Source organism: Prevotella bivia DSM 20514, assembly GCF_000262545.1.
In the GTDB taxonomy this organism is placed as follows: Bacteria; Bacteroidota; Bacteroidia; order Bacteroidales; family Bacteroidaceae; genus Prevotella; species Prevotella bivia.
The window spans coordinates 1,263,517-1,275,706 of the sequence record NZ_JH660660.1; the positions used below are offsets into that span (position 1 = coordinate 1,263,517).

The 12,190-nt window shown below is 43.0% G+C and carries 12 protein-coding genes, 1 tRNA gene and 3 pseudogenes; 14 read left to right on the forward strand and 2 right to left on the reverse strand.

Annotation, left to right across the window (positions count from 1 at the left end; genetic code table 11):
* Positions 1-16: 16 nt before the first annotated feature.
* Positions 17-973, reverse strand: coding sequence for a bifunctional riboflavin kinase/FAD synthetase (locus PREBIDRAFT_RS07695; protein WP_004338634.1), 957 nt, complete (start codon positions 971-973; stop codon positions 17-19).
* 13 nt (positions 974-986) lie between these two features.
* Positions 987-1,610, reverse strand: coding sequence for an HAD family hydrolase (locus tag PREBIDRAFT_RS07700; RefSeq protein ID WP_004339599.1), 624 nt, complete (start codon positions 1,608-1,610; stop codon positions 987-989).
* 172 nt (positions 1,611-1,782) lie between these two features.
* Between PREBIDRAFT_RS07700 and PREBIDRAFT_RS07705 the strand changes: the two genes are divergently transcribed.
* From PREBIDRAFT_RS07705 to PREBIDRAFT_RS07770, 14 genes and pseudogenes are all read left to right on the forward strand, one after another.
* Positions 1,783-1,856 (forward strand) — tRNA-Ile (locus tag PREBIDRAFT_RS07705).
* A gap of 312 nt (positions 1,857-2,168) precedes the next feature.
* Positions 2,169-3,134, forward strand: a pseudogene (locus tag PREBIDRAFT_RS07715) (phage integrase SAM-like domain-containing protein); the annotation flags it as partial.
* Between the two features lie 49 nt (positions 3,135-3,183).
* The gene (gene tnpB / locus PREBIDRAFT_RS11165; protein ID WP_004339067.1) at positions 3,184-3,528 is read left to right on the forward strand and encodes an IS66 family insertion sequence element accessory protein TnpB; all 345 of its coding nucleotides are present in this window, start codon (positions 3,184-3,186) and stop codon (positions 3,526-3,528) included.
* Between the two features lie 213 nt (positions 3,529-3,741).
* Positions 3,742-5,166, forward strand: a complete 1,425-nt coding sequence (gene tnpC / locus PREBIDRAFT_RS07725; protein WP_244864321.1) for an IS66 family transposase — start codon at positions 3,742-3,744, stop codon at positions 5,164-5,166.
* Between the two features lie 77 nt (positions 5,167-5,243).
* Positions 5,244-5,444, forward strand: a pseudogene (locus PREBIDRAFT_RS07730) (tyrosine-type recombinase/integrase); the annotation flags it as partial.
* 567 nt (positions 5,445-6,011) lie between these two features.
* Positions 6,012-7,820 carry a reverse transcriptase/maturase family protein gene (locus PREBIDRAFT_RS07735; protein ID WP_004339602.1) on the forward strand — a complete coding sequence of 603 codons (1,809 nt, stop codon included), beginning with the start codon at positions 6,012-6,014 and terminating at the stop codon, positions 7,818-7,820.
* A 112-nt stretch (positions 7,821-7,932) separates the two neighbouring features.
* Positions 7,933-8,016 (forward strand): annotated as a pseudogene (locus PREBIDRAFT_RS11885) (tyrosine-type recombinase/integrase); the annotation flags it as partial.
* A gap of 38 nt (positions 8,017-8,054) precedes the next feature.
* The gene (locus PREBIDRAFT_RS07740; protein WP_004338067.1) at positions 8,055-8,519 is read left to right on the forward strand and encodes a DUF1896 domain-containing protein; all 465 of its coding nucleotides are present in this window, start codon (positions 8,055-8,057) and stop codon (positions 8,517-8,519) included.
* A gap of 140 nt (positions 8,520-8,659) precedes the next feature.
* The gene (locus PREBIDRAFT_RS07745; RefSeq protein ID WP_004339603.1) at positions 8,660-9,079 is read left to right on the forward strand and encodes a hypothetical protein; all 420 of its coding nucleotides are present in this window, start codon (positions 8,660-8,662) and stop codon (positions 9,077-9,079) included.
* Between the two features lie 353 nt (positions 9,080-9,432).
* Positions 9,433-9,864, forward strand: a complete 432-nt coding sequence (locus tag PREBIDRAFT_RS07750) for a hypothetical protein (protein ID WP_004338071.1) — start codon at positions 9,433-9,435, stop codon at positions 9,862-9,864.
* Positions 9,865-9,886: 22 nt separating this feature from the next.
* The gene (locus tag PREBIDRAFT_RS07755; RefSeq protein WP_004338072.1) at positions 9,887-10,306 is read left to right on the forward strand and encodes a PcfK-like family protein; all 420 of its coding nucleotides are present in this window, start codon (positions 9,887-9,889) and stop codon (positions 10,304-10,306) included.
* A gap of 4 nt (positions 10,307-10,310) precedes the next feature.
* A complete protein-coding gene (locus tag PREBIDRAFT_RS07760) occupies positions 10,311-11,585 on the forward strand; it encodes a PcfJ domain-containing protein (RefSeq protein WP_004339607.1) in 1,275 nt (424 codons plus the stop codon).
* 27 nt (positions 11,586-11,612) lie between these two features.
* A complete protein-coding gene (locus tag PREBIDRAFT_RS07765; RefSeq protein ID WP_004338074.1) occupies positions 11,613-11,867 on the forward strand; it encodes a hypothetical protein in 255 nt (84 codons plus the stop codon).
* An 11-nt stretch (positions 11,868-11,878) separates the two neighbouring features.
* A complete protein-coding gene (locus tag PREBIDRAFT_RS07770) occupies positions 11,879-12,094 on the forward strand; it encodes a hypothetical protein (protein ID WP_004338075.1) in 216 nt (71 codons plus the stop codon).
* Positions 12,095-12,190: the final 96 nt, after the last annotated feature.

Sequence of the window (12,190 nt, forward strand, 5' to 3'; positions counted from 1 at the left end):
ATGAAATTCCGATGGTTTATGAATGATTTTTTGAAGACTCATCTTTTAATATTTCTTCGCACTTCAATTTATCTTCGCCCAATTGTAGGGAAAGTGCTTCTAAGGACTCAAATTTCTTATCGTCTCGTACTCGGTCGATGAGTGCTAGTTTGATATTATGTCCATAAAGCTCCTTGTCAAAGTTGAATATATTAGTTTCGATGCAAAGCGCATTACCGTTATATGTAGGGCGAACACCAATGTAGAGCATACCATCGAGCCACGTTTCTGACAGATCTGTTTTCACTTTCACTGCATAAACACCATCGGCAGGTAGGAGTTGAAGGCATGTCTTAGGATCCATATTTGCTGTGGGGTAACCTAGCTTATGCCCATTTTGGAAACCTGTAACGATCTTTCCCTCTAGCGTATATATATAGCCTAGGTCGTGATTAGCTGCTTTAATTTCACCATTTTTGATATGTTTGCGCACCACTGATGAACTTATATGCTCGTCTGCGGTGTCTAACGCCATGTTTTCTACAACTTCTATGCCAAGCTTTTTCCCATAACGTTGATAATCTTCAAAGCCTTCCGTACGGTTATGTCCAAACTTATTGTCATAGCCTATGACGAGTTTTTGCACATTAAGTTGTTCTTTCAGAATAGTTTGCATAAACTCTTTTGCCGAAAGCTGTGATAAAGCTTTGTCGAAATGAAGTACAATGCAATTGTCTATACCTGTCGCTTCGATGTGTGCGAGCTTTTGATCGAGCGATGAAAGTAGGGACGGCGACTGATCGGGATGCAACACTTGGCGTGGATGCAAATCGAAAGTGATCACAGCCGATTGCATACCTGCTTGTTTTGCAATCCGTTTTACATTCTCAATTAAGAACTGATGACCACGATGCACACCATCGAAGAAACCGATTGTGGCAACCAAAGCGGTAAGGTGCTTTTGTTCTCTTTTATTTAAATATAGCTTATTCACTATGCTTACTGTTTTATATTGATAACGCTTCCACTGTCAACCAATCATCAGGATGTTCATTTTGGTAAGTATGAATGCCGAGTTTGCTTGCCGCTAGGCAATTTTCAACTCTGTCGTCAACAAATAATGTCTCGTTAGCAACAATGTTAGCTTGTAGCAAAACTTCTTTAAAAATATCGGGATTAGGTTTGTAAAGGTGCATCTCATAAGAGAGAAAAATGGCATTGAAATAGTCTTTCACGCCAAATCCTTTATAAGGAAAGAAGTCGTTCGCACATTTTTGCCAGTGCATATAATTAGTGTTGGAAAGAAGGAAGATATTATATTGTTTGCGCAAATCGAGCAACCGCTGTTTCTTTTTGTTGGGTATTCCAGTCAGCAAAGCATTCCAAGCCCCAATAATATCTTTGTCAGAAAGATTCTTTTCGACAAGGAGGCGTACACGATTGCAAAACGTTTGTTGATCGATATTTCCGAGTTCAGTATCTAGTATTAGGTCAGTAAGGTGGTGATTCTTTATCATTGAAGCCACATTCTCTGCTCCAATATGCTCAAAGGCACGGACACAACATTCTATATCGAGATTGACAAGTACTGCACCAAGGTCGAAAATAATATTCTTAATTTGTTTTTGCATTGTTTTTGCCTTATAAAGTATTAGGAATATCCTCGTGCAAAGATACATAAAAGCACCCTAACCTAGGGCTTCTGCACCTCAAATAGTGTTAAAACGTAAAAAAAATAGGCTTTACCTATACGCTATTTCCTTTTTATTTATTATCTTTGCATCCGAATTTCAATGAATTCTCGGACTTGTAGCTCAGTTGGTTAGAGCAACAGACTCATAATCTGGAGGTCCCTGGTTCAAGCCCAGGCTGGTCCACAAAGAGGTTTCAAGAGGATGTCAAACAACACGTCATTTTAGCCTTCAAAACAAGGATAATCGCTGTAAAATCAAGGTTTTACAGCGATTTTTTGTTTTTTATCCATATTCGTTTGACTGCCAAACCATACCTTTTGATAGTCATCATTCGGTCATTTTCTGCTACAGAAACTGCTACACAAAAGCAGGCTCGCAAAAAAATGTAGCAGTGAATGGAAAATGACTACCAAATTGACGGCATACAAATATCTCGTTTTCAACAATTTATGTCGAACTTTGTAGCCAAGAAAGCTACACTAAAAATGATGCGTTATGAAAACGACTTTCAAGGTGTCCTACTACCTACGTTCCAACTACGAGAACAAAGAAGGAAAATCGCCTGTAATGCTCCGAATTTATCTCGGAGGCGAAATGGCTAATCTTGGATCCACTAAAATTTTCGTGGACAAATCTAAATGGAGCAACAAAACCAGCAGAATGATTGGTAGAACGGCAGATGCTCTCTCCGTCAATGCATCAATAGATGCAATGACAACAACTTTGATGCAGATCTATAGGAAATATGAAACCTCTGAAAGCTTGTCCTTAGATCTTATCAGGTCAGTGTTTCTTGGAACAGATAAGGAATTTACAACTTTTCTCCCTATCTTTGATAAATATATTGACGCCATTACGCAACAAGTTGGTAAGACACTGACAAAGGGGACGTTTTATAAGTACAAGGTGGTGAGGCAGAACTTTCAAAGCTTCCTACAAGCAAAGTATCATCGTAAGGATATTGGACTGACAGAACTGACAAGTGCCGTTGTTCAGGACTTCGAATTATACCTTACATCCGTTGTAGGTGGTGTACATAACACAACCACCAAGAAATTGAGAAACCTGAAAACGGTCGTGAACTATGCGAGGAACAGAGGACTTATCATGCATGATCCATTTGCGAATCACAAGCTGCGCTATGAATTGGTAGATCGTGGCTACCTCACAGAAGAAGAGGTACTCCGTATTATGAAGAAGCACTTTGACATAGAACGGCTGGAGTTAGTAAAGAATATTTTTATTTTTTCCTGCTTTACAGGATTAGCCTACATTGACGTATATAATCTTACCTACGATAAGATTGTTACTGTCGAAGACAGACAGTGGCTTATCACCAAGAGGTATAAGACAAGCGTAGATGAAAATGTCATGCTGCTGGATATTCCCCTTGCCATCATAAGAAAGTATTATGACATTAACAGAAAAGGTGGAAAGGTATTTCGTAAGCATCCAATATTAGCCGCCTTTGTGTAGCATTCTTGCTTTACTACCTTTGCCCGAAAAACTTATGTTTGTACTCAACGAAACAAATGTTTTTCGGGTTTGTTGCACTCCTGTGGATATGCGTCAGGGTATTCTTCGCCTGTCCCAATTGGTACGTAGCAATGACTTCAATCCTTCTGATGGTGTTGTCTACGTTTTCTACAATCGATCCCGTAACCGAATCAAATTGCTGCACTGGGAACGCTGTGGTTTTGTCGTCTATCATAAACAGATGGTACAGGGTTGCCTGAGTCCTAAAATCATACGGGCGAGAACTGGATTTTATGAACTTCGCTGGGACGAACTGGTACTCTATATTGAAGGTATAAATCCTAATTGCTACCGAAGAAAAAGATACAACAAATCTTAGTATTTTCTTGCCAGTGTCAGATATTTTTCGCACCTTTACATTGTATAAAGAACTGATAATGTAATGGATATGCCTTATTGCACAATGACATCTGACTACCATTCTCTCACTCGGGAAGCTGTTGTTAAACTTCTTGAGCAAAGGGATGCTGAGCTTAAGGTTAAGGATGCTGAGCTGGAACAAAAGTCCCGTCGTATTCTTGAACTTGAGCGCATGGTATTTGGCAGGCGCAGCGAGAAACGCCTGCCTGAGAGTGCAAGCGACTGGACGGGTACGCTTTTTGACGAGCAGTGGGCCAAAGAGGGTTCTCTGGCTCGGGTAGAAGCCCTTCCCATCATCAAGGAGATAAAACAGCAGTCCGGACAACGCAGGTCATCACGCCGTGTGAGCCGCCCTTCCAGAAAGGGTACGGCCTACGCCTCCTATGTTCCCGAGAACATAGAGCGACAGGTGACGGAGATATACCCAGAGGATTATGATGCTGAGCGCATGGCTATCATCGGACATGACAGAAGTGAGCATCTGTGTCTGCGTCCCTCATCCTTTTATGTCAGGGTAGAAGATCGTGTCATCTGCCGCCTAAAGGAAGCCCGGCCAACGGATGCGAAGGTCGACATCCTGAACGCCCCCTTGAAAAAGCAAGCAGTGGATTGTTTTGCCGACGCTTCCCTGCTCGCCGAAATCATCACCGCCAAGTTCGCCTATCACCAGCCCGAGTATAGGCAATGTGAAAGATGGAAGGAACTGGGCGTGAACATCCCCACCTCAACCGTCAACAGCTGGGTTCACAATGCCGCCGATGCACTTTATCCACTTTACAAACTTCAAGTAAGACAGATCCTGCAAAGTTCTTACCTTCAGGTTGACGAGACCAGCGTGCAGGTTGCCGACCGCAAGGGAAAGACGCGCAAGGGATACCTGTGGGGCGTGCGTGACGCCATGCACTCCCAGGGTGTGTTCTTCCATTGGAAGGACGGGGCGCGGTCGGGCGCTGTGGCAAATGAACTCTTCAAGGGCTACCAGGGTGCCATACAGTCTGATGGGTATGAGGTCTACAGCAGGTTTGAGAACGTTCAGGGCATCGTGCTGTTAGGATGTATGGCACATGTGAGACGTAAGTTCGAACATCTGGCGACTGACGATAAGAACGCCGCCCATATCATCGAAACGATAGCCACGCTTTATGAGTTGGAGGAAAACCTCAAACACAAGAAAGCACCACCCGAGGAAGTGGAGACAGAACGAAAGGCTAAAGCTTACCCCATTCTTAAGTATTTGGAGACCTATATGTTGGATGTACACAAACAGTACACCCCAGGCGAAGCTATGGAGAAGGCGCTGCGTTATGCCTTCGCCGTATGGATACGCATAGGTAGGTATGTGCAGGACGGACGCTTCAACATAGACAACAACCTTATGGAACAGGCCATTAGGCCCATCACGCTTGGAAGAAAGAACTACCTGTTCTGTGGTAACAATGAGGGAGCGGAGAACAACGCCATCTTCTATACCTTCATGGCATGTTGCAGGGAAGCAGACATAGAGCCATACAAATGGATGAAGGAAATCCTTTCAAAGCCCCTGCCCGATATGACGGAGGAGGAACTCACGAAAATGCTACCTTCAAACTTCAAATAACAAATAACCCTTATATGCTGCCAGACGTATAAGGGTTATTTGTTGGTGTGAAAGTCGGCTAATATTGGATGCTTACGGTATTTCCAATGATGAGCAATCAACGTATCAATTCATATTTGAAAGAAATTGCCGACCTTTGTGGAATCAAGAAGAATCTCACCTTCCACATGGCAAGACATACTTTCGCCACTATGTCTATATCCAAAGGGGTTCCAATGGAGTCTGTGTCTAAGATGCTCGGACATACGAACATCAGAATAACACAGATTTATGCCCGTGCGCCCAGAATGGTCGCTTGATAAATACTTCTTTAGCAGGAAGTTAGGATTGGGTTCAATATAATCCTATCGTCAATCAGCTTATCCGAATGGGAAACCTAACGGGGAGTGTAGCATGCTGATTAAAGCCCTAAGTCTACTAATAGCCGAGTAGCTACTGAAGGGCAAGACGAAACGACATATATGAGGATGAAGCCTTGATTGGTTGAACGATAGTTCGGTGGTACCACATCTTGCAATAGCGGAAGGCTTTTATATACGCTATTTCATAGTACTCTGCCTATTGTGTGCGTTAGTGCAGAGCATTGAGAACCGACTATGACACAGCCGCGATAAGCGGACAAGAACGAAAGTCGCATCCGACAATATGTCACGCTAATAGTTATCAAGTGAAACTAACTGGGGATTGCCTAAGTCAGAACGCCTCAAAGGCTATGAGAGTTGGTCTCTGAATATCTGATATGGCAACGGAGTTCCCGTAGTAGTCTGAGCAAGTTAACGGCTTGTACATGGCGAAGGGGAACAGTCCATAACTTTAGTACAAACAACGGAAAACGTGAGAGACGTATGAGAAATCCCGAGCACGTATTAAACATTTTAGCTGAACACAGCAACGAGTCAAGTTACAAATACGAAAGACTCTATCGTATCCTGTTCAATGAGCAGATGTTCTTAGTAGCATATCAGCGCATCCATGCAAAACCAGGCAATATGACACCTGGTACTGATAGACAAACGGAGGACGGCATGAGCATTGACAAGGTACACGCATTAATAGACAGCCTCAAAAGCGAAGTCTATAGCCCTAAACCAGCAAGGAGGGTTTATATACCGAAGAAGAGCGGAAAGTTACGTCCGCTCGGTATCCCTACGTTTGCAGATAAATTAGTGCAAGAGGTAGTGAGAATGGTACTGGAAGCCATATATGAAGGATATTTTGAATGGACCTCACATGGTTTCAGACCACACAAAAGCTGCCACACGGCACTGAAAAGTCTACAGAATAATTTCAACGGGACAAAGTGGTTCATAGAGGGAGACATAAAAAGTTTCTTTGACAACATCAACCATGACGTGATGATAGAAATTCTAAGAGAACGCATATCTGACGAGCGTTTTCTTCGGTTAATACGTAAATTTCTCAACGCTGGATATTTGGAAGAATGGCATTTCAATAAAACTTATTCGGGCACGCCTCAAGGTGGAATTATCAGCCCAATACTGGCTAATATCTATCTGGACAAGTTCGACAAGTATATGGAGAAGTATGCACAAGATTTCCATAAGGGCAAAGTTAGACATCGCAACAAGGACATTGGCAAACTGAACAACCGTGTTTATTATCTAAAGAAGAGAATCAAGGAAGTGACGGATGTTGATATATTGGAAGCAATGCGAGAGGAACTTCGTAGTAAGCAACAGCAAATACTGACCATGCCGAGCGGTAACGATATGGATGAGAATTTCCGTAGATTGAAATATGTACGCTACGCTGATGATTTCCTTATAGGGGTCATTGGAAATAAAGTAGAGTGCGAGAAAATCAAGGCTGATGTTACACAATTTATGCAAGAGAAGCTAAAGTTGGAGATGTCGCAAGAAAAGACCTTGATAACCAACGCACAAGATTGTGCAAAATTTCTCGGCTATGAAATATCAGTCCGTAAAGATTACACGACGCAGAAAAATGCAAGACGAGAAACTCGTAGACATCGTAATGGTAATGTGATACTACACGTATCACGAGAAGTGATAAAGAAGAAGTTACTGAGTCTTGAAGCCATGAATGTGAAAACACGAAATGGCAAAGAGGTGTGGATGTCTAAAGGTAGAACATACCTGATAGACAATGAGCCACAAGATATAGTAGCACGTTTCAACACAGAAATCAGAGGATTCTACAACTACTACTCCATTGCAAACAATGCATCGGCTCTTGGGCGTTCTTTTGGATGTATCATGAAGTTCAGTATGCTAAAGACATTTGCGCAAAAACTTAACAGCTCCGTTAGAACCATAGCAAACAAGTATCGTGAAGACGATAAATTTGTGGTGTGGTACACGGACAAGAAAGGCGAACGCAAACCAAGAGTATTCTACAATGAGGGCTTCAAGCGTATTACCGACTTGGGAACTCAAAAATGTGACAACTTACCCTACTTGTTCAACACTCCAACCATGAGTCTAATCGAAAGACTGACTGCAAATAAGTGTGAGTTATGCGGAAAAGAAGGAAATGTTGTCTCACACCATGTCAGAAAACTCTCGGCTTTGAGAGGTAAAACCGAATGGGAACGAAAAATGCTCAAAATGCATAGAAAGTCTTTAATTGTTTGCGTTGAATGTCATAATATGATTCATGCGAAGAATAGCTGAAATGCCGTTATGGGCGGAGAGCCGTATACATGGAGACGTGTAAGTACGGTTCGGAGGCAGGCTGTCGGAAACCTACCACCGAAAGGTGGAACGGCGCCGACTGCCGAGCCTACGCATAACCAATAAGAAAGTGGAGCATGACATGGAACAGCTTGCTGACAAACTCGGCAAGTTCAATAAGGCAATGGGCATTTGATAATATAATAAAATGTATAATTCTAAAATAAGAGATTTATGGAAACCAAGAAAGAACTATCTTACTTCCGCCTGAAGTTGGAGAACTATCTCGGTGAGCATTTCCCCGAAATGCTGAGTGATAACCAATTCATAACGGCAAGAGCCGATGAAGCCCTTACCACCTACTGTGATGCAGTGGCGCAAAGTTTCTCACATCTTGAAGCAGAGACCATGGCAAGTGAAGTCTTGTATCGAGGACTTCACTTTTCCAAGTACGACACACTTGTGTCTGTCTTAGAGAATGAGTTCGAGAAAGAACTTCCTTCTCCACTCCCCGAAAGACTAACACCAATGCTTCTGAAGAATAAGGCTGTGCAAAGCGTTTTCGATAAGTATGAACTGACAGACGACTTTGGCGCAACTCCAGAGTATGAGAAACTCTACACCGAACTGACAGGAACAATAGTTCTGCTCATCGAGGTCAATGGTCTGCCAACGATAGGCGGTGAGAACATGACTTGATGTAGCACCATCTGGAGCTTTTGTAGTGTCAAGAGCCAAGATAAACGCTCCACTCCACACGCCAAGAGTTTTTTCAAACACTTGTCTTTGTGTAGTCTGCGCATCTTGTAACTGCTCTTGAAACTATAAAAAGCTCCGATATGAATACAATCATCATGAATCAAGACGTTCTTAAAAGTGCGATTTCTCGCCGAGACAATAGAAGCGAGCTTCCATTGTCCTCACGGCTTAACGAAATCGTTCACACACCTGCCTTCATCAAGGCAGACGCATCGAACAAAACCGATAAGAACAAGCAGCAGCCGACTTCTCCCAAGCAAGTCCGCCATTTCTCTTGGACACGCTTTATCGAACTCGCAATCCTGCTTTCCATCGTTATCGGTGCCATTTGGCTGATCTCAAAGATAGTAACGCCACAAGTCGTAACTGTCGTGTCAGTTATTGCAGGTTTTCTGATACTACGCTTTATAGTCAGGGTAATTCTGAAAGTGGCATTTACGCTGCTGAGCATTCTCTTCTGGCTGGCGATTGTCTGTGTCATCCTGTTCTGCGTGCTTTGAGAAGCACGGCTCTGTAAAACCTTCGTTTTATTTCATCAGATGGTTATCTCGCATTTTGAGATAGCCACCTTTTCTATATTCCACTACGAGCGTTGCACTTTTGCTTCTTTTTCAATGCTCCACGATATGCGATGACAAGGAGAAGCGGATGCTGTTCCCTTTTTATCCGCAAAGGTAGTACGGGGCTTGTGGCTTTCAAAAGGTCTGTGCCGCTTGGTTTGTCTGGAAAATCTCCACACCTACGGGTAGTATTTTCCGACAAAACCTTGTGCAAGCCCGCCCCGCTACCTTGATTTTGCTACAAAAAGGAATCAGCATACTCCGATCTTTGGACGCAAAAAAAAAATGTCGCTATGGATAAGCAAAAGGTAAATACAACATCTTCGATGAACAGCAAAGGATATAGCTCCTCCTCTCATTACCGCATTAACCCTGTGGCTGAAAAAAGTGAGCAAGTGTTGGCAATTAAGTTTGTACAATGGGACGTTCCCCCTTTGGAGAACCTTTGTAACAGCAAAGTATATCTCCTACGTATGAAACTCAATCGTGGCGAGTGTATGAGCCGTGAAGAAAAGAATTGGCTATGTGAAGCGGTGAACTCTAATACCTATTTCCGCACAGCCGTTCCCCTGCAAGGCTATCGCTTTGACTTCTTTGATGTACTGAAGAAATATCTTGTCAATCAGTACGGACAATGGACAGAGTATTACGCACCCGACAGAACAAGCCTAAGAGCCTACCTATATGGACGTATCAATCAGATAGTGGAAATTCCCAAGTATTAACAACATCAAAACATATACGACAATGAAAGGAACAGAACATTTCACACGGACAATAGCCGAGTATCTCAATCAGCGTGCTATGACAGACCCCTTGTTTGCCCCCAACTTGATGAAACCTAACAAGAATATCGAGGAGTGCATCACCTACATTCTTAATGAAGTGCAGAAAAGCGGTTGCAACGGCTTTGATGATGATGAAATTTTCTCTATGGCTGTTCACTACTACGATGAGGACGATATAGAGGTCGGCAAGGCTGTTTCTTGCCAAGTTGCCGTTAATCACGTTGTGGAACTAACGGAGGAAGAAAAAGCCGAAGCAAGGCAGGAAGCCATTAAGCAATATCAGCGTGAGGAACTTGCCAAGTTACAGAGTCGTAAGGCACGAGTTAAAAAGACCGAGAATGTAGCAACCCATGTACAACCATCACTATTTGATTTTTAAGCCTATGAAACCGAGAAACAAATTTGAAAAAGCAGTTTTGGAACAAAGCAAGTATCTTTGCCCGATAACCAAGATACAAACCAAGTGGGCATTCCGTGAGTGCATAGACCACTTCGCCTACCGTTTGCCAAAAGGTCGCACCACTTGTATGGATTGTGGGCATAGTTGGGTAATGAACAAACATAGAGAAACTTGCACTTGCCCTCATTGCAGGGCAAAGTTGCAGGTCAAGGAAACATTCCAAAGGAAATTGCAGCAGAAGCACTATTTCACAACACTTACCGCTTGCGGAGAATACCAAGTGTTGCGGATGTTCCTCCTCGTGGCTGAAATGGAGAAAGGCTGCAAGGCTGGACACTATGTGCTTGAAATCGGTCAGTATTGGTGGAACGCACAAGGACGAAAGACGATTGTTGCCGTTCAGAGAGTATTGGGAAGATACGTTGATACATTCTCCTATTGTGCACCTATGGCAATCCGCAACGACAACGAAGCCTACCGATACGCAGCCTATTCGCAGATATATCCGAAGTTCAAGGTATCAGACACACTTCGCAGAAATGGTTTCAAGGATGACTTTCACAATATACCCCCGACAACACTCATTCCTGCCTTGCTTTCTGACAGCCGTGCCGAAACATTGATAAAGTCGGGACGTACAGACCACCTACGCTATTTCCTTGGCAAAAGAAGAGCGTTTGACGAGTATTGGCAGTCCTATAAGATTGCAGTCCGTAACGGCTACGATATAACGGATATTTCCCTTTGGTGCGACTATGTGGATATGCTCCGCAGATTGAACAAGGACATACACAGCCCGAAGTTTCTTTGTCCCACCAACCTCAAAGCCGAACACGACCGCAGACAGGAGGAACTCAATAGACAAAGGGAAAGGGAAGAGATAGCCCAAAAACAGCAGAAGGCAATGGAAGACGAAAAACGTTTCAAGGAGCTCAAATCCAAATTCTTCGGTATCCATTTCACCGACGGCACAATCCAAGTCCACGTATTGGAGAGCGTGCGTGAGCATTTGGAAGAGGGAGCGACCATGCACCATTGCGTATTTTCCAACGAATATTATCTTAAAGAGGACTCACTAATCCTATCGGCTACCATTGAGGGCAAGCGGATAGAAACAATAGAGGTATCACTGAAATCATTTGAGGTGGTGCAAAGTCGTGGAGTGTGCAACAAGAATACGGAGTATCACGAACAGATAGTGAACCTTGTCAATGCCAACCGCAGGCTAATCAGCCAACGAATGAAGGCAACGGCATAAAGTATAAATCATTAAATTATCAGAGATATGAAAACAGAGATAGAGAACGTCATTTTTAATTGGTCGGATAAGATACCTCCCATTCTTGTTCGGGTTATCAATGCGATAACCCTATCCGGCAACGAGGAAGAGTTAAGGACGGCAATAGGCAAAATAGCCGAAGAAACGGAACTTGACAAGTTCTTTGCATACGGTTATGGTGCACATCATTTTTGGCTCAAACACCGTAAATTATCCAATGGAGAGCCAAAGGAATACAGATTATTAAAGGTTGAATTTTAAGATTAGAATTTATGAAGAAACAAAGATTTTTAGTCTATACGGAATATGTTTTTGACGGTGTATTCGATGTTGTAGCAAAGAGCAAGGAGGAAGCACGGCAGAAAGTCCTGCAAAATTGCGGATTGGTAATGGGTGGAAGTATTCACAGCATTTTGCCCGATGATGAGATAAACTGGGCATTTGACAGGCACCCCAATAAAAGAATAGATAGAATAACGAAAGTGTAGAAATAGCATCTTGAATAAGAACAAGAGCCACGCAAACCGAAAAATTGTGTGGCTTCTTTTCTTTGTCTTTGAACGAGCAGGCGACCAAAGTAAAGA

Coding starts and splice junctions, on each gene's coding strand:
- PREBIDRAFT_RS07700 (WP_004339599.1), bottom strand. CDS start 1,610: ATGCAAAAACAAATTAAGAATATTATTTTCGACCTTGGTGCAGTACTT.
- tnpB (WP_004339067.1), top strand. CDS start 3,184: ATGTTTGTACTCAACGAAACAAATGTTTTTCGGGTTTGTTGCACTCCT.
- tnpC (WP_244864321.1), top strand. CDS start 3,742: ATGGTATTTGGCAGGCGCAGCGAGAAACGCCTGCCTGAGAGTGCAAGC.
- PREBIDRAFT_RS07735 (WP_004339602.1), top strand. CDS start 6,012: ATGAGAAATCCCGAGCACGTATTAAACATTTTAGCTGAACACAGCAAC.
- PREBIDRAFT_RS07740 (WP_004338067.1), top strand. CDS start 8,055: ATGGAAACCAAGAAAGAACTATCTTACTTCCGCCTGAAGTTGGAGAAC.
- PREBIDRAFT_RS07745 (WP_004339603.1), top strand. CDS start 8,660: ATGAATACAATCATCATGAATCAAGACGTTCTTAAAAGTGCGATTTCT.
- PREBIDRAFT_RS07750 (WP_004338071.1), top strand. CDS start 9,433: ATGGATAAGCAAAAGGTAAATACAACATCTTCGATGAACAGCAAAGGA.
- PREBIDRAFT_RS07755 (WP_004338072.1), top strand. CDS start 9,887: ATGAAAGGAACAGAACATTTCACACGGACAATAGCCGAGTATCTCAAT.
- PREBIDRAFT_RS07760 (WP_004339607.1), top strand. CDS start 10,311: ATGAAACCGAGAAACAAATTTGAAAAAGCAGTTTTGGAACAAAGCAAG.
- PREBIDRAFT_RS07765 (WP_004338074.1), top strand. CDS start 11,613: ATGAAAACAGAGATAGAGAACGTCATTTTTAATTGGTCGGATAAGATA.
- PREBIDRAFT_RS07770 (WP_004338075.1), top strand. CDS start 11,879: ATGAAGAAACAAAGATTTTTAGTCTATACGGAATATGTTTTTGACGGT.